We start from the raw sequence: 18,125 nt of genomic DNA, 5'->3' as shown, positions 1-18,125 counted from the left end.
ATAAAAGACAACCTTCGTGGTTGCCTTTTTCACCTTAAACTATGAATATAACTATCAGCTAGTTTTTCCATGACTTGCTTCCAATCATCATTTGCTGCATCAAAGTAATGGTTTAGAAGCTCTATTTGTTCTTGATTAATGGTTTTGTTTAAAGCTAATCCAGCATCGGTTAAATTTAAAATTTTAACCCGCTTGTCTACTTTTGATTTACTTTCAGTAACTAAATCGCGCTCCATCAAGTCACGAATACTAACGTTAGCCGCTTGTTTTGAAATATTTAATAACTTTAAGATGTCTTTGATGCTAACATCATCCAAAGCATAGATAATATACAACATTCGATGTTGATTCTTATTTAAATTATATTTTTTTAAATCAATCATAGATGCAAACTGTTGATATGCAAAGAAAATGGTTGATAGTCTTTTATCATTATCCAAAATATTTTCTCCTTTTTACGTCAATTTAGTTGACCTGTTTATTTTTACAGTATATACTATTAAACATAGGTCAATAAAGTTTACCTAATTTAGAAATGAGGGGAATGTGTAAACATGTCTGAATATACTGTATCAGATTATTTATTAGATGTAATTAAACATTTAGGTGAAGATGAAATTTTTGGAGTTCCTGGTGATTATAACCTTCAATTCCTAGATCATATTACACATCGTGATGATATGAAATGGATTGGTAATGCCAACGAATTAAATGCCTCTTACGTAGCTGATGGTTACGCTCGTGAAAAAGGATTGGCAACATTTGTAACTACCTTCGGAGTAGGGGAATTAAGTGGTATTAATGGACTTTCCGGAAGCATCGCAGAACATGTTCCCGTGCTAGAAATCGTAGGGGCACCTACTAACAAAGTACAAAACGAAGGTGCTTTGGTTCACCACACTCTAGGTGACCACGAATTCAAGCGTTTTGAAGCAGCTCATGAAAAATTAGGTATTAAAGTAACTCGTTTAAATAAAGAACAAGCTATTAACCAAATCAATGAAACACTTCAATACATTCATTATACTAAAAAACCAGCATACATGATTTTACCTAGTGACTTGGTAAACATTCCAGTTAACCCAGCAATCAAATCAAACATTGATAAATTGTTTGTTGAACGTAAATTTAATATTGATAAAGCTGTAAAACAACTAATTCAAGCTATTGAAAAAGCTAAAAAACCAGTTATCGTAGTTGGTCATGAAATTAGTCGTTTCAATCTCGGTAAACAAGTTGAAACATTTGCTTCGAACAATAATATTCCTGTTGTTGATTTAGGACTTGGTAAGGGTGCCATCGATGAAACATTTGCTAATTTTGTTGGTACTTACAACGGTTCTATTTCTGATGATAATATTAATGAATTTGTGAAATCTGCTGATAGTGTTATCTTAATGGGAGCTAAGTTAACCGATTCCGTAACCGGTGGTTTCACTCAACAATTTAATCCTAGCCAAACTGTTGCGATAAGTATTGATGGTAGTAGCATTTACGGTGAAAATATTGATGGTGAAACTGATTTTGTTAGTGTCTTAAACCAATTAGCTGATACTAAATTGAACAATTCATTACCACAAGTTAAAGTTCCTGAAATAAGTGACAAACTTACTGCTAGTGATAATGCCTTAACTCAAGCATTTTACGACCAAGCTATGCAACAATTTATTAAGCGTGATAACACGTTGGTTGCTGAACAAGGTACATCATTCTTTGGTTTAGCTAGTCAACGCTTAGCTAAGGGAGCTAACTTCATTGGTCAACCTCTATGGGGATCAATTGGATATGCTTTTCCTGCTGCATTAGGTAGTCAAATTGCTAATAAAAACCGCCGTACTGTTTTATCAACTGGTGAAGGTTCTTTACAATTAACGATTCAAGAATTTGGTTTAGCTTTCCGTGAACAAATCAAACCAGTTATTTTCATAATTGAAAATAGTGGTTATACAGTTGAAAGAGTTATTCATGGAATGAATGAATCATACAACGACGTTCCTAAGTTAAGATACGACTTAGTTCCAGAAGCTTTCGGTGCTAACGCTAATGAATATGATTTCATAAACGTTTCAACTGAAAAAGAACTAATTGACGCTATGCACAAGGCTAGTCAAGAACCTGATAAATTAGTCGTTATACAAGCCAACATGGGTATGAAAGATGCCCCTGAACAATTAATGAAAACTGCAAAACTATTTGAACAACAAAACCAAGCATAACTTTATACAAAAAATGCCATATTGATATTATCAATATGGCATTTTTATTAAATTATTAATTATTTATATAATTTCAGACACATGAGAAATCATTTTCTCATTAAAGTGTTAGAATGAGGCTATGATAAGTAAAAATTTAAGGAGGTATGAATATATAATGATATTGTCCCTAACCGCTAGCTACTCTTTATTTACCTTTGTCTTTAGTTTTTTTAGATTGAAAAAACAATTCTTGCACCTAACTATGTATTTAGGAATTGTTGGCCTTGCATTATTTTCTATGACTTCGCTACTATTACATAATACATATAAATACGAGGGTATAATTATTACCATAGCATTTTGTTTATTTTTAATTGAAACAATTGCGAATGTTTTTATAGCCAAGCACAAGCCTCAAATCGTTAATTCACTCTTTAATATTATTTTTAAAATAGCACTATTAGCCATAGTCATGTTTTCAATTGTTATAGAATAAAGGGAATGCATTAGATTGCATTCCCTTTATTTATTATTTATGGAATAAACGACTAAAAATAGGCTTATTTTTTTTATCTATATTCTCATTATCTTCATCAACGTCCGTTTGTTTTTCATAAACTTTTACACGTTCTTTTAAATTATTATTTTCATTCAATAATTTTAAATGTATTTTATGTGCATCATTCAACATTTTGTGTAATTCATTTATTTGATTATTTTGTTTATTTATCTGAGCTTTTTGATCCTTGATTTGTTCCGCAACCAGAGCATTTAAACCAATACTCAAGTTAGATATCTTTTTATTATTGCCACTAGACAATAATTTATAACCTTCATCGTTAACAATTAATTTATTTCCAGATTTAGTTGTGTATTTTTGTCTAAAATTATCAATGTCATTCATTCGACTTTGCACTGCTTGCTTAGTAATGCCAAGTTCTAATGCGATTTCTTTAATAGTTATCCCCAAAATATACCACCCTAATTAGAATTAATATTATATCAATTTTACACTAATCTTTAACTTTGTTTAATAGTTTTTCAACGATAGACAAGCTTACTTTTTAATACCTATGCCAAGAATGAAATTACTAATAGAAAATAAAATTAAAACAACAACTATATTTAAATCTTTGTCGCCTTGAATCATTTTAATTATATGAACAATGGAGCTAAGTGATAAAAGTAACCCTAAAACTAGACAAAAATAACTTTTAACGTAGATTTTCATGTATGTTCATCCTTAAATCATAAAATAGTAAATATACAAAAGTATATTATTATAATGTTCCTATAGAAAAAACATTTATAACATATATAATACCACTATTAATATCTTTAATAAAATTTAATTTTTTAAAATTTTAGCATCGTTTAAATAACTATATTAAATTTACAATACTTAAATTAGAGGTGTCAGGAATTCATTTATAAAAAATTTATAATACTTTACTAAAAAGATAATGACGTGTAACAAAGATTTAAATATGTTAGGATTAGTTAATAATTCTACGAGGTGAAAATCATGAAAACATTTGACTTATATATCGTTCGACATGGTCAAACTTATTATAATATTTATCGAAAAATGCAGGGCTGGAGCAACTCACCCTTGACTAACCAAGGCCAAAAAGATGCAGAAAACATCGCTAAAAAATTAGCTAACATTGAATTTGATGCTGCATATACCAGTGATATGACCAGGGCTGAATATACAGCTGAAGTCATTTTAAAGCACAACCAAGCTTCTAAAATTAATAGGGCTATTGCAACGCCACTTTTACGCGGTGTCTTTTATGGATATTATGAAGGTACTAATATCGATGAAGCTAATCACATCGTAAGCGCCACTCATGGCGAAAGTAATTACCATGATTTAGTTAATAAATATGGACAAGTTAAAATTAAAGACTTTTTCCATGAATCCGATCCATTTCATCAAGCCGAGAACAATGATGAATATTGGCAACGCTGGCACAAAGGATTTGAAAAAATTCAAAATGATAAAAATGTCCAAGACGGCAGTAAAGTCTTATTAGTTAGTCATGGGCCAGCTATTTTAAGCTTAATTGACCGCTATGGTCAGGGTAAATATGATTTAGAAAAACGCCCAGAAAATGGTAGCTTGACTAAGTTACACTTTGATAGCGATGGTAACGTGACAGTGCTGGGATATAATATAAAGTAATTATACTAAAAAAGAGCTTGCATTAATTTGCAAGCTCTTTTTAACATTAATATTCAATATGACGACTAGCCATCCATTTAATCATATCTGGATCTCGATGGCTGAAGAATTGGCTCTTATTAGTATCCAAGGTACTAATTTGTTGCATATCATCTGCTGATAATTCAAAATCTAAAACGTCTAGATTTTGTGCCATCCGAGCTGGCTTAACTGATTTAGCTAATGGAATAATATTTCTTTGGTATAGCCAACGTAGAATAACTTGAGCAATTGATTTACCATATTTGTCACCAATCGATTGTAAAAGATCATTTTTAAATAGGTCATTTTTACCTTCCGCAAATGGTGCCCATGCTTCAACTTGTACACCGTAAGCTTGTAAATATTTAACCTTTTCGATGTTTTGCTCAAATGGATTAACTTCAATTTGGTCAACCATAGGCTTAATATCACTGAATTCAGCTAAATTAGTAATTTGTGATTCATCAAAATTTGAAACTCCAATTGCTTTTAATTTGCCATCACGATATGCCGCTTCCATAGCACGCCATGCCCCGAAGATATCATTATATGGTTGGTGAATTAACAATAAATCTAAATAATCTAGTTGTAGACGGTCTAGGGATGCTTGAATAGCCTTAGGTGCTCTTTCAGCCGTCACATCTTCTACCCATAATTTTGATGTTACAAATAATTCTTCACGTGTAACTAAGCCTTCATCAATTGCCGTTTTAATGGCAGCACCAACTTCGCGCTCGTTACAATAGCTTGCTGCTGTATCAATTAGACGATAACCAGCTTTGATAGCATCTAACACTGCCGCTTTGGTAGTACCATTTTCATCAATTTGAAACACTCCAAAACCTAGAGTAGGGATGGTGGTTTGATTGTTAAGGGTTCTTTTATTCATAATTATTTCTCCTCTTCGTTGTCTTTATCGTATGCTAACTTTTCATTTTCATAAGTTAAGGTGTGGTCAGCAAAATGTTCAATTTTGTAAGATAAGTAATTAATAGTCTTTTGGCGATTTTCAACTTCCTGTTTTAAAATCTGACGTTGTTCAATTAAAAGTTGCTTGCGATATTCGTTACTACTGCTTTGTAATCGATATGACTTCACAAAATCAAGCAGTCTTTCAATTGACATCCCCGCATTTCGTAAAGAATTGACATAGAAAATCCAGTTTAAATCTTGTTCAGTATAATCACGATAACCGCTAGAATTACGCTGAACGGGCGGCAATAGTTCAATTCGTTCCCAATATCGCAAAGTATCCTTTGATAAATTGAATTCTTGACTAACTTTTTCAATATTCATTATCATCACCTCACTTACTGAATACAATCATAAACCCTGGAGTGAACTCTAAGGCAAGTAATAAATTTTGATTTTGATAATAAAATTAAAAGGTTCCATTGAATATCAAAATAATTAGATTACATATTAACTAAAAGAGCCTACAAACATATTGTTTGCAGACTCTTTTTTAATTAACCTTATTTACATGCTTTAATTGATGAAAATTCTTTATTGCAATGGTAGGGAAAACACCTTTTTCAAATTTATATAGATGAGCATATTTTTTAGTTAGAAAAGTAACAGGATAATATTTATAACCACCATGTTTAAGCGCTGGTTGATTATAAATTTTAATACGTGTACCAGCGGAAATCTTTTTATCTGGAGTCATCCCGTCCGATTTTAAAAACTTAGCGTAACTACTACTAGCTAATCTGTAATGAATATTATCCTTAGCCAACTCTAAAATTTGATAATTAAGCGGAACCTTAGTAGTAGCTTTAATTGAATAGTCGCTGTTAGCTTTAGATGTAACACTAGAAACGCTAATTAAACCTATAAATGAGGTTAACAATAGTATTGAATAAATCAATTTCTTTATATAATGCATAAAATTACTCCTATCTATTATTTCTATTTTTCGATTACATATTAATTATATATCAATAAAAATAAATTTTATGATGAATTCATAATGTACGACAAAGTAATTCAATCTAAAAAAGACTGCAAAAAGTGCAGGCTCTTTTAGTATTATTTTTAATTTAAAATAATGATATTGAATTTGAATTAACTCTTTCGTCATTAGTAGGTGGCTTACCAACTAATATATTCATATTAGAATATTGATTGTCAGTAACCGTCAATAAATATATGGAGCCGCGATTTGGTAAATGACTCTTTAGTCTTTTAGTATATTTTTCAATAGAAATAAAATTATTAACAATTCTAGTATAAACCGAATATTGCAACATATAGAATCCATTTTCTATAATATATTTACGAAATTTACTAGCAGCTTTGCGTTCTTGAGCTTTAGTAACTGGTAAATCGAACATAACAATTAGTCTCATAAATCTAATTATTTTTCATCTCTTATCTCTGGTAACACAATTCTAGACGACTTGTTTATACAACAGTTATTATAAGCTGAAACCATTCCGTGAATAGCATTAGTAACAGTTTCATATTGATTATCAATATAGACATAACCATTTATCATATTGACCAATAATTTCTTATTAGAACTACTCAGACCCTTGTTAAAAGTTTGCATATTATAAAAAACATATAAGTCTACATAGCTTCTAAATGGTTCTATTAAATCATCAGATAAGTTAAAAGAATTTAAATAGTTGTGGTGATGTAATCCTAGACAAGGCTCTAACCCGTAAGCGCATAAATCTCGACTAATCATACTCCTGATAATGGCATATCCATAATTCAAAACGTCATTTAAAGGATTTTCATCTCTTCTTTGAAAATCTTGGCCAAATAGGGCTATGAAATATATTCTTGCTGCTTGAGCTTCAACATTGTTAACATCATTAGGCTTTACTAGCTTAATTAATTTCTCAATATTTGAAGTATAAGGTCGATTCAAAATAGATAGGGTAGTAGATTCATTCTTTAGTTTTTGTTTAACTATGTTACGCCACAATCTACCAATCACTTGTTTAGACATCTTAAATTGTTCATTTAACATTGTAAACTTTTTATAATATTGGTGTTGTGGTAAGCAAATACCTTGCGGTAGATGATTACTTCCACAAATAACCATCGTAATTTTATACCTTGTTATTTCCATAAGGGCATAAGCAGTAATAACTGACTTATAGTTGTCCAATATAATACTCTCAATGTCTTCTAATGGAATGGTAAAAGTGTATTGATCATGTTCTGAATAAATGTTCAATTGCTTTAACTTAATACTTATATAAACGGGATGCTCAATGTAAACATGTCGGAATGCCATTATTTATGCTTCAAGTTGAAAGGTTGACGCACTTTCTCATGCACCTTATGAATACTACCAAAAATGGTAACATCACATTTTTGAATGCTAATCAATTTACTCATAGAGGCGCGAATTGAACAAGAATTATCTAATGCATTAATTTTTATTCGATTACTACTGATATCTGATCCATCAAAATAACCAATAAAATGATCACATACATATGGCTCATCACAATTTTCTACTTTCTTAGGAGTGCTAAGTTTCACTTCAACCGCATCCCCCTTACTCAAAGAACAAATAAATTGGTCTTTATCATTCACAAAAATATTTTTAGCAAATGGAGCATATTGATTAGGTAAGTGTGTATCTAAAATTTGATGCTCATAAATGGGGACAAAACGGTATACGACTCTTTCCTTCTTATCGAGACATTTAAATATATCGTTGCGCACCATCTTACCACGGTTTGCCACTGAAATAGGGTTACCATCCGCATCGCGATTTAAAATGACACCACCCTTATAGTCGCTAATCACTTTTACTCTTCTAACAGTATACTTATGTCCCTTATGCTCAAATTCCAAATAAGGTTGCTTTTCAAAAGCTTTTTTATCCTTAGATAAAGCATTATAAATATGGTCATAAATGACCGAATTCAAGTCATTTTTACTATTACGATTTGAAATACTGGTTAAATCGTCTGGACGCAAATAGCGAGAATTACCGTGTCCAACAATGATATAATCATCGCCAACTTTTTTGAGCTTTAAATTAGCTAGTTTTTCATGTATAACAACTACTTTATCGGTGTTGATGTATCTGGCACCTTTTAGTCCATCCTCGTTCACCTTACCAGCAATACTGTGGCTAAAGATTCTTTTAACGTTCATCTGTTGCTTAGCATTCATCACGTCATTGCGGAAATCTGGCCAAGGCATAGGGAACTTAGAGGATAACTGTTCTTTTTCACGAGCAGTATGATACTTGCTAATTAGATTAACCATTGAATTAGAACAAGTGGCAATCACACAAGCATCTACCGCATGATGTTTATCACTAGCGGCACGTTGCTTAACAATTCCCCAATAATAACGTAATTGGGCCGTCATGCTACCATTCATTGTCATGACTGAAGGCTTTGCATCAAAATATTGCTCATTATGTTTAAAGTAGTTATATAGCAATCGGGTGGCATAACGGGTATCGTTTAAACTCCGTGTTTTCCATTTCTTCATGTCACTTTCATCGTAGTGCATTTTTAATAAGTTATTCTTTTTAGGATAATTTCTTACATTTTCAGCAATCGACGTGAATGTATCCCAACGAACTTTATCGTTGTGTAACCATTCATAAGGGGTACGATTTCGTTTGAGTTGATTATTACGACTAGAGGTTAATACCTTATTATTAAAACTATTATTAAAACTAATGCTGTAAGGCAAGATATGGTCAACTTCGTAATTATTATCTAAGACATGTTGGTAATCAATCATTCGACCGTCATAAATATCAATTCCATTTTGTTCATGATAAAGCTTTAACCTAATAATATTTTCACCATTAATCGAAACATTGGGAAAATTTTCTTTCATTTCGGTAATAACTTTATCATTGCGTTTACGATTTTCGTTTTGTTTCTTAATTAATTCAGCTTTGCCCTTGTTACCTAAACTCAACTCACGAGCCATTTCGATGTGAATGGTATATGGATTCCCGTATCGACGAATAAGTGCTTTGACCACCTTAACTGTCTTGGTAAATGACTGTAATAAAGCAGGGTTCTTGATACTACTAATTATTTCATGGTAGTTCATACTGGCATCAATCAATGGGCTATGGCCATTTTCTAATGATGCTTGGTCTTCATTAAATGCATCAATCGCAGTTGTTACATCGTATCCTTTGGCTAAATAGGGAATTAAGCACTGCATGGTATCGATTGAATAGCTACCATATTGAGTAAAGTTTAGAGCCAATAAAGATTCTATTTTTTCATCAGATAGTTTTTCACCTAATTGTCTCTTTAAAGCCTTTGCTTTAGGTTCATCACTGGTATACCTAGTAAGTATTTCTGCTATTTGATCAATTACCGTATAATCATGCTGCAATTTATCTGACAATATCTTGGATAATATGTAGTAGGTATTATCTTTTATAATAAACGTTTTAGTCTCAGCTTGTTTAGCAGATTTATCATCGCTAGTTTCATACATAACCATATTAAAGCGAGCTGAATCTGGTAATTTCAAATCTTTTTTAAGTTGACTATATTTATAGTTAGCTTTCGTTATAGCTTTATTAAAAATCTTATCAATGGTTTCAGCATTGAGAGATTGATATTTGGATTGTGAATTTAACTTATAACGGGTGTTAGCTAACTTTTGTAAAATCTGAAATTTTTGAAAAGTATAACTGGCTTTAGCACTAGTTTTGAATGATAAATTTAATTTATCTTTTTTGTTCCTTAATTTAATATTTCCTGAACTGTCAACTAAAGCAAATCTAGATGGATTACTAGGGCCAACATCAAAATTACGTTGTTGACTCAAAATTTTTAAGTATCGAGCTTTGAAATCATCATTGATAGCAGGATTTCCAAATTTTGATTGAGCATTTAATATCTCTTTAATTTCACTTAACAACGTACCACGATCAATATTGAATAAATATCCATCATCATAGCCCTTATTGTGTTTACGTTGAGCAAATTTAGGGTCACAGTAAAACATTTCACCTAAATGGTTATATTGACTATTGTTAAAATATTCTTTATTGGTGTCAATAGAACTAAGTAGCTTAGTCGTATCTTTATCACCAGAACTTTTTAGTTGATGGATTCGATTAGACTTGAAAGCACGATGACCGGCAAAATAATATAGTAGGCGATATAAATCTTGATTGGATATTTGCTGATTAAAACTATCATGCCAAATCCGATATAAATCAAAATTGGGATGCTTAGTATAAGGACTATATACATCATTACGATTTATTAATCCATTTTTAGTGAATAAATTACTAACTAACTGTTTTCTTAATTTACGACGACGGTTTAAACGTCGACCACTTCGATAATTACGAGCAATGGATGCCAAAGTATTGCCTGTGCGGTCTTGGGACATTGGAAAAGTCACTGAATTAGCCTTAAGCAATCCACAAGGTTGATCAGCTTCATCTAGTTTAAGTAGAGCATAACCAACTGAACCAACTCCAACATCTAAACCTAACGCATATTTATAATGTTTATGCATTATGTAACCTCCACAATTATTTATTAATTAACTAATTATTAGCTAATACTTTCAACTCTAGCATTTTTATTTAATATTGCAATAAAAAAAGACCAGAACTTGTCTGATCTTTATAATTAGAGACTGTCGCTATTGATTCGTGTCAACAGATTCGGCAGTTGCTCTCCAGAAATTAACATTAAGATAATTCTTTATTATTAATACATTACTGTGTTTATTTTAAACACAAAATATGAAATAACACAATATACGCAACTATATTAAAAATATTTTTATATTTAAAGACGCTTACACATTGATATATAAGTATTTTTAAAAGTTAGTATTATAACATCTATGTATTTGTAATGTATTAATAACACATACATCACTACATAGCGTAGGCTGTCAATTATAACATCTATGTATTTGTAATGTATTAATAACAAACTACACATAAAGCATATAGAAACGTTGATTATAACATCTATGTATTTGTAATGTATTAATAACTTTATGGTCGATATATACGATTATAGTGGATTATAACATCTATGTATTTGTAATGTATTAATAACTGAACTTATTGAAAGGTTAATGAAAATGAAATTATAACATCTATGTATTTGTAATGTATTAATAACCGGCAGTGGCTCATGGTTCAACTCTGGTCGATTATAACATCTATGTATTTGTAATGTATTAATAACATAAGTCCACCACTAAAAAAGTTTGGCAAGATTATAACATCTATGTATTTGTAATGTATTAATAACAGCAATGCCAGACATGATAATTCCGCCAATATTATAACATCTATGTATTTGTAATGTATTAATAACAAGCCAGCCTAGTACAGCAACTAGCTTAGTATTATAACATCTATGTATTTGTAATGTATTAATAACCAAGCTCGCCGATACTTTATTGAAGTTGAAATTATAACATCTATGTATTTGTAATGTATTAATAACGCTTTGGGCATTGACGACAAAAGCCAACCCATTATAACATCTATGTATTTGTAATGTATTAATAACCGGTTCAATTGCTTATAAAATTACACCACCATTATAACATCTATGTATTTGTAATGTATTAATAACGATAAGCAGAACCTTTTGAACGCTATTACAATTATAACATCTATGTATTTGTAATGTATTAATAACTAATTCTGCTGGAGATAGTAATAACTTTAAATTATAACATCTATGTATTTGTAATGTATTAATAACCTTGCTTTAAAGCGTCTTGATCGAAACCATATTATAACATCTATGTATTTGTAATGTATTAATAACAAAGTGGTCGTTTCAGTAGTCCCTTGAGCAATTATAACATCTATGTATTTGTAATGTATTAATAACGGTGCGCACGTTCATATTGGCGTTTCTAAAATTATAACATCTATGTATTTGTAATGTATTAATAACGTACTGGTGTCAGGCGATTTTAACCACAATATTATAACATCTATGTATTTGTAATGTATTAATAACGGTAGCCCTTGTTTAGCTCTCAAATCATTAATTATAACATCTATGTATTTGTAATGTATTAATAACACATAACAAGTACATTAGAACAGGAGTATCATTATAACATCTATGTATTTGTAATGTATTAATAACGATGGACTTTCCACGTCTAAAACAACTCTAATTATAACACCTATGTATTTGTAATGTATTAATAACTCATATCAATAAGGTTTTATATATGTAAATCAATCAGTTCAAAAAGAAAAAAGACAGCCGCCATCATTATATAGTGGATACGGCTGTTGCTTTACAGAAATTATTATTAAAATAATTCTTTATTATTAATACACAAATGAAATACTTAAATGTATCAATAACAAAAAGATAAGATTAAATTTTAAAATATGTAAGAAAGGCAGTCGCCACTATCTTAAACAGTGGATGCGGCTGTTGCTTTGCAGAAATTATCACATAGATAATTCTTTATTATTAATACATTACAAGTAAATTATAACACTAAGAATTGTTAATGCAAATATGAAAATGTATCAATAACAAAAAGATAAAACTAAATCCTTAAACAATATGTAAGAAAGGCAGTCGCCACTATCTTAAACAGTGGATGCGGCTGTTGCTTTGCAGAAATTATCATATGGATAATTCTTTATTATTAATACATTACTGTGTTTATTTTAAACACGAAAACCAAAATTAACAAAATATACACAACTATATAAAAATATTTTCATATCCTAAAGCAATTAAACGTTGATACATAAGAATTTTTAAAAGATAGTATTATAACATCTATGTATTTGTAATGTATTAATAACGAAACCATACCAATAACGTGGTTTTTAGGCATTATAACATCTATGTATTTGTAATGTATTAATAACCAGAGATTTAACACGTAAACATAAACGACAATTATAACATCTATGTATTTGTAATGTATTAATAACTGACTGGTTGATAATCATGTTACAAACTCAATTATAACATCTATGTATTTGTAATGTATTAATAACCTCGGCTGTACGCTCGGCATACTGTAAGTTATTATAACATCTATGTATTTGTAATGTATTAATAACAGCTTGGGTTAGTGATAGTTTTATCGCAAAATTATAACATCTATGTATTTGTAATGTATTAATAACTACAGTTCTGATTGGTCAGAAAATAACGTTATTATAACATCTATGTATTTGTAATGTATTAATAACTGCTATAAAAATGACTATAAGCAGTGCTATATTATAACATCTATGTATTTGTAATGTATTAATAACAAAAATTCAAACTTTAAGCCCAGTCCGTATATTATAACATCTATGTATTTGTAATGTATTAATAACCTCAACCACTACCACAAGTACAACTGCAAAATTATAACATCTATGTATTTGTAATGTATTAATAACGTCGAGGACATCATCAAGCTTGCTGAACAAATTATAACATCTATGTATTTGTAATGTATTAATAACAAAACTCACTATAACTACCACATCAAGTGGATTATAACATCTATGTATTTGTAATGTATTAATAACAACTCGAACTATGGGTTGTTCTACTCGAATATTATAACATCTATGTATTTGTAATGTATTAATAACGGATAAGCAGCTAGACAATATTTTTAAATATTATAACATCTATGTATTTGTAATGTATTAATAACGCAGAAACAAGACAACAGTTGGGTTTTGCTATTATAACACCTATGTATTTGTAATGTATTAATAACACGGTCATTCCGGCAGATAGTAATGAGAAAATTATAACACCTATGTATTTGTAATGTATTAATAACGATAAAAAATGAGCGAACACAAAGATAGAATTATAACATCTATGTATTTGTAATGTATTAATAACACAATGGCGTTTACTAAACCGAAAGCTGTGATTATAACATCTATGTATTTGAAATGTATTAATGCATCAAAATCTTAGATCACAATTTCTATAATATACGTAAAACAGCAAATTTTACTTTATAAGAATTTTTATATTTTACCAATAATATTTTATTTAAAATAAATCACATAAAAACATTGACATTCAACAACTATTTCTATAAAGTATCTATATACGCAAAAAGTAATTTCACTGCTTGCGCAACAAAAAATCACATAGAAAAAGAGCGTTGATAAATAATTATTGGTAGTAATTATCTATCAGCTAACAAGTACCTGAACTACTTGCTCACCGTTTAACGCCCTAAATGCACAACAGATAATTCTGCTAATGCTTGATTATTATATGACATTTACGGTGTTATTTCAATATATTACATAATATAAGGTGTACAAGTCTATTCTTGTGCACCTTTTTCTATCTATATAGGGGATAGAAATATGACTAATACACAATTTTATAAACAGTACCACGTCTTTGAAGAAGCCGGTTTAAAGCCTAATGAAGTGTCAATTTTAACGCATCTTTATGATCGCATGCATTTAAGTATTCAAAATAATAATTTTTATGACAAAAAATATAATGGATATTTCGTAATTTATACTAGAGAAGAAATGGCTCAACGTATTAATTTGAGCATGTCGACAATCACGCGAATTTGTAAACACTTAGTCAAGCTAGGCTGGATTGTTTTGAAACAACAATTTAATGCTCCGAACCGTGTCTTTTTGCCACATTTTATTTTACCTAAAACGCACGAACGCCATCATGAAGAGCCTAAAAGTTCAAAATGCGATTATAATCAGACTGAACTTAATCATACTAATCAATTTACAAATGACACAGATGACACCAAACCATCGCCTGAAAAATATCAAGCCGCTGATGAATTAGATGTTCTGGGGGATAGTCTGATTGAAAAAGGGGGCCTTTCACCCAAATTAGTCAATATTTTAAAAGTGTATGCATTTGGTAGTCGACAGAAGTTATACGAATATGCTGGACTCATTTTCAAAGCTAAAAACTTTGTCTATCAAGAGGCTAAAAGGTGTGAGAATGGCTATGGAGCGCTCCGATTTGAAATGAATGCATCCATTAATCAACAATTAACTACCAAGATTAAATCCATTATTATTAATGCTAATAAAAAAGCACACAATGTAAATGCATACATCATGCGCGCTTTGACCACATTTTTTGAAGAGAATTCAAATGAATACTTAACGCAATGTCACGGTAAACCTAACGACATGTTTACTGACGTTTAAGCTACTCACGTTAGAATAAATTACTTATATTTTCACCAGGGAATAAGTCAACATCTTCAACGCTGACGATTTTAGTCATATCAAAGCCTTGCATATCATCTTTGAAAGCATCACTTTGCATATATTTAGCGTTGAGCTCATGCAAGTTATCTTGACTAGATGATACTAGGGCGAATACTCGACAATTTCCGCTAGGATTATTTTCACCAAACACTTTTTCAACGTGAATGCCGAATTTAGGTAGACTAACTAAGTGTTTAGTCCAATGATTTTCTAGATATTCATGGGCAGCAGCTTGGTCTTTTAAAGTGTATATTCTTAATTGTTTCATTATAGTTCTCCAATCTTTAAATTATTAAGTTCCTGTAAAATATACAAACATCTGGATTCAAATTCAAGATTGAATTTGAACTATTTTTGTGACTCGCTAACTAATTATGAGCTTTTAGAATTAGTTTAACTAAACGAATAACCCAGATAACCAAAATAACAAATGACGCTACGGCAAATGCTACCGACAAGGCTAAGAGGAAATTGTTATTTTGATACTTAAAAAGGGCCCCAAAGCCTAGACTAGCTAATAAGAATATAATGAATAGAATATTTAGCTTTTTTTCTGACATATTAAAAACCTCCATACGTACTTATAATTGATTGTATTCTAATACTTAAATTATAAATATCAAGTGAAGTGTCAATGTTTTAAGCATATATTTCTTTGACCATCCCAAAAGCTGACCATGCTTTAGGCCAACCCACGTAAAATGATAAATGTGTAATCATTTCTACTATTTCAGTCTTAGTAATGCCATTTGATTTACCAATTTTTAGGTGGGCGGGTAGCTGGGCTAGATTGCCACCAGAGATTAAGGCTGAAATTGTAATCATACTACGATCATGTGCTGATAATTTATCCGTTCGTGACCAGACTTGGCCAAATAATACGTCATCATTTAATTCAGCAAATTTAGGGGCTAAATCACCTAACATTTTACGACCGGCATCTTGTTTTTTCATATTAATCACTCCTTTACTTCGGCATTTGCTTTAACGTATTCATCATTTGAAACAGGGGATAACCATTCTGGATTACCAGCAGTTATTGCAACATGTGCAAACCAACTATCTTGTATTGCCCCATGCCAATGCTTAACTCCATCATGCGTTACCACTACGTCACCAGGCTTCAATAAGCGAGCCGGCTTATTCCATTCTTGGTAAATTCCTTGTCCGGCGGTTACCAATAGTATTTGGTACCCATCATGGTGAATGTGCCAATTATTTCGACAACCCGGTTCAAAAGTTACATTCCCAACGCCCACGTTCACATCTTTAGCGGGTGCAACCAAACCATTTAGGTAGCTTTGTCCTGTAAAAAATTTAGCATAAGCGGTATTTTTATCGCCCATAGGAAAAGTAGTGTTGTGAACTTCATTTTCATTTTGCATATTAATTATCTCCTTAATTATTAAATCGTGCTAAGTAGGACTCAAAATCTTCATCTTGGTCAATTGAACAGTCCATTTTACCGTTGTACCAATCAATCTTATGCTTAACTACTTTTAAATTAGCCTGCATGTCCTTGATTTGGTCATCACTACGTTTTTTAACGACTGCTAACAAGTTCTTTCGAGCTTCCATCGTCTTATCACCTTGACTACGTAACTGTACATATTCACCAATTTCAGACATTGTCATACCAGTATTTTTTAGGCATATTAAAAAGCCCAGCCATTTAACATCTTCATCGGTATAATAACGTCTTTGATGGTCATCACGTCTAGGCATGATTAATTGTTGCTGTTCATAATAACGCAGGGTGTAGGTAGTTAATCCCACTTTTTTAGCGAATTCGCCGATTGTGTATTTTTCCATGAAAATCTTTCCTTTATCAATTGATATTACGATAATAATACTTCGAGTAAACTCGAAGTCAAACAAAATGAAAAACTACTTTCAAAATTAATTGAAAGTAGTTCATTTCGTAAATTTTATGATTTAACTGGTAGTTCTAAAGTAGCTTTATCTAGCACATGGCCCTTGATGGTGTGTAACAATTCGTTGTACCAGAAACCATCGGCTAGGGGTAATTTTTCGTCTAGTGCATAGACAGTCAAAGTATAATCATGAATATCTCTAGGTGGTGCAGGGCCAACAAATCCTAAACTAAGTGGATCATCTTTGCGGTCTAATAAACGACCAGCCAAACTATTATAACCACGATTCCAGCCTAATGGATTTTCTTTGCCTGCATTTTCAGGAACATGAGTGCAATCAGCGGGCACGTTAGCTGCAATCCAGTGAATCCATTCAAATCCACAGACCGGAATAGCATCCAAGTCAGTTAGTGTAATAGCTAATGTTTTAGCATTGTTAGACACATCCGCAATATCAATAGGAAATGATACAGCAGGAAGTCCATTTACAATATTTTCTGCAGTGGTATGTTTAGTATATTTATCATCTAGATAACCGTTGTCCATTAATGGTACGTTAATTTTCATTTGATTATCTCCTTTGAAAATAAATATTAGCACTAAGCTATTAATATGACAAATGTTTCGAAAAC

Annotated in this window: 18 protein-coding genes and 2 CRISPR repeat arrays; of the genes, 3 read left to right on the top strand and 15 right to left on the bottom strand. The window is 31.0% G+C overall.

Annotated features, from left to right (window positions below; genetic code table 11):
• Positions 1-29: 29 nt before the first annotated feature.
• Complete coding sequence (locus tag FD06_RS07360; RefSeq protein WP_054658059.1) at positions 30-440, bottom strand: MarR family winged helix-turn-helix transcriptional regulator; 411 nt, start codon at positions 438-440, stop codon at positions 30-32.
• Between the two features lie 114 nt (positions 441-554).
• On the opposite strand from FD06_RS07360, the gene FD06_RS07355 reads away from it, so the two are divergent.
• Positions 555-2,216: an alpha-keto acid decarboxylase family protein gene (locus tag FD06_RS07355; RefSeq protein WP_054658057.1), complete on the top strand. Its 1,662-nt coding sequence runs from the start codon at positions 555-557 to the stop codon at positions 2,214-2,216.
• Positions 2,217-2,727: 511 nt separating this feature from the next.
• On the opposite strand, the gene FD06_RS07345 is transcribed toward FD06_RS07355, so the two are convergent.
• Together FD06_RS07345 and FD06_RS07625 are read right to left on the bottom strand one after the other, a co-directional pair.
• On the bottom strand, positions 2,728-3,168 hold the full coding sequence (locus tag FD06_RS07345; protein ID WP_054658442.1) for a hypothetical protein: 441 nt from the start codon (positions 3,166-3,168) through the stop codon (positions 2,728-2,730).
• An 87-nt stretch (positions 3,169-3,255) separates the two neighbouring features.
• Positions 3,256-3,429, bottom strand: coding sequence for a hypothetical protein (locus FD06_RS07625; protein ID WP_156403116.1), 174 nt, complete (start codon positions 3,427-3,429; stop codon positions 3,256-3,258).
• A 294-nt stretch (positions 3,430-3,723) separates the two neighbouring features.
• Between FD06_RS07625 and FD06_RS07340 the strand changes: the two genes are divergently transcribed.
• Positions 3,724-4,386, top strand: coding sequence for a histidine phosphatase family protein (locus tag FD06_RS07340; RefSeq protein ID WP_054658444.1), 663 nt, complete (start codon positions 3,724-3,726; stop codon positions 4,384-4,386).
• A 46-nt stretch (positions 4,387-4,432) separates the two neighbouring features.
• Here the strand turns inward: FD06_RS07340 and FD06_RS07335 are convergent, their stop codons facing one another.
• The 6 genes from FD06_RS07335 to cas9 all read right to left on the bottom strand — a co-directional run bounded on the left by FD06_RS07335 (position 4,433) and on the right by cas9 (position 10,896).
• A complete protein-coding gene (locus FD06_RS07335) occupies positions 4,433-5,296 on the bottom strand; it encodes an aldo/keto reductase (protein WP_054658446.1) in 864 nt (287 codons plus the stop codon).
• A gap of 2 nt (positions 5,297-5,298) precedes the next feature.
• Positions 5,299-5,703: a MerR family transcriptional regulator gene (locus FD06_RS07330; RefSeq protein WP_054658448.1), complete on the bottom strand. Its 405-nt coding sequence runs from the start codon at positions 5,701-5,703 to the stop codon at positions 5,299-5,301.
• Between the two features lie 169 nt (positions 5,704-5,872).
• A complete protein-coding gene (locus FD06_RS07325) occupies positions 5,873-6,295 on the bottom strand; it encodes a hypothetical protein (protein WP_054658450.1) in 423 nt (140 codons plus the stop codon).
• 154 nt (positions 6,296-6,449) lie between these two features.
• On the bottom strand, positions 6,450-6,758 hold the full coding sequence (gene cas2 / locus FD06_RS07320; RefSeq protein ID WP_054658452.1) for a CRISPR-associated endonuclease Cas2: 309 nt from the start codon (positions 6,756-6,758) through the stop codon (positions 6,450-6,452).
• A gap of 8 nt (positions 6,759-6,766) precedes the next feature.
• Positions 6,767-7,660, bottom strand: coding sequence for a type II CRISPR-associated endonuclease Cas1 (gene cas1 / locus FD06_RS07315; protein ID WP_056967119.1), 894 nt, complete (start codon positions 7,658-7,660; stop codon positions 6,767-6,769).
• A complete protein-coding gene (cas9, locus tag FD06_RS07310) occupies positions 7,660-10,896 on the bottom strand; it encodes a type II CRISPR RNA-guided endonuclease Cas9 (protein ID WP_056967117.1) in 3,237 nt (1,078 codons plus the stop codon). Before cas9 ends, cas1 begins: the two co-directional genes overlap by 1 nt.
• Positions 10,897-11,220: 324 nt before the next feature.
• Positions 11,221-12,575: a CRISPR direct-repeat array (repeat unit 36 nt; unit sequence ATTATAACATCTATGTATTTGTAATGTATTAATAAC).
• Positions 12,576-13,155: 580 nt separating this feature from the next.
• Positions 13,156-14,312: a CRISPR direct-repeat array (repeat unit 36 nt; unit sequence ATTATAACATCTATGTATTTGTAATGTATTAATAAC).
• A 416-nt stretch (positions 14,313-14,728) separates the two neighbouring features.
• Between cas9 and FD06_RS07305 the strand changes: the two genes are divergently transcribed.
• Positions 14,729-15,556 carry a hypothetical protein gene (locus tag FD06_RS07305; RefSeq protein ID WP_056967115.1) on the top strand — a complete coding sequence of 276 codons (828 nt, stop codon included), beginning with the start codon at positions 14,729-14,731 and terminating at the stop codon, positions 15,554-15,556.
• A gap of 10 nt (positions 15,557-15,566) precedes the next feature.
• On the opposite strand, the gene FD06_RS07300 is transcribed toward FD06_RS07305, so the two are convergent.
• From FD06_RS07300 to FD06_RS07275, 6 genes are all read right to left on the bottom strand, one after another.
• Positions 15,567-15,887: a hypothetical protein gene (locus FD06_RS07300; RefSeq protein ID WP_054658468.1), complete on the bottom strand. Its 321-nt coding sequence runs from the start codon at positions 15,885-15,887 to the stop codon at positions 15,567-15,569.
• Between the two features lie 100 nt (positions 15,888-15,987).
• Positions 15,988-16,179 carry a hypothetical protein gene (locus FD06_RS07295; RefSeq protein WP_056967113.1) on the bottom strand — a complete coding sequence of 64 codons (192 nt, stop codon included), beginning with the start codon at positions 16,177-16,179 and terminating at the stop codon, positions 15,988-15,990.
• 79 nt (positions 16,180-16,258) lie between these two features.
• Positions 16,259-16,573, bottom strand: a complete 315-nt coding sequence (locus FD06_RS07290) for a carboxymuconolactone decarboxylase family protein (protein ID WP_054658470.1) — start codon at positions 16,571-16,573, stop codon at positions 16,259-16,261.
• A gap of 5 nt (positions 16,574-16,578) precedes the next feature.
• Positions 16,579-17,004 (bottom strand): cupin domain-containing protein, encoded by a 426-nt coding sequence (locus tag FD06_RS07285; protein WP_056967111.1) that lies wholly within the window; start codon positions 17,002-17,004, stop codon positions 16,579-16,581.
• A gap of 13 nt (positions 17,005-17,017) precedes the next feature.
• Positions 17,018-17,431: a MerR family transcriptional regulator gene (locus tag FD06_RS07280; RefSeq protein ID WP_056967109.1), complete on the bottom strand. Its 414-nt coding sequence runs from the start codon at positions 17,429-17,431 to the stop codon at positions 17,018-17,020.
• Between the two features lie 116 nt (positions 17,432-17,547).
• Positions 17,548-18,060: a YbhB/YbcL family Raf kinase inhibitor-like protein gene (locus FD06_RS07275; protein WP_054658472.1), complete on the bottom strand. Its 513-nt coding sequence runs from the start codon at positions 18,058-18,060 to the stop codon at positions 17,548-17,550.
• Positions 18,061-18,125 lie beyond the last annotated feature (65 nt).

This window comes from Apilactobacillus ozensis DSM 23829 = JCM 17196 (assembly GCF_001435995.1).
Lineage (GTDB): Bacteria > Bacillota > Bacilli > Lactobacillales > Lactobacillaceae > Apilactobacillus > Apilactobacillus ozensis.
Note: the sequence above shows the minus strand (reverse complement) of the source record. Positions and strands in the feature narration are given on the sequence as shown.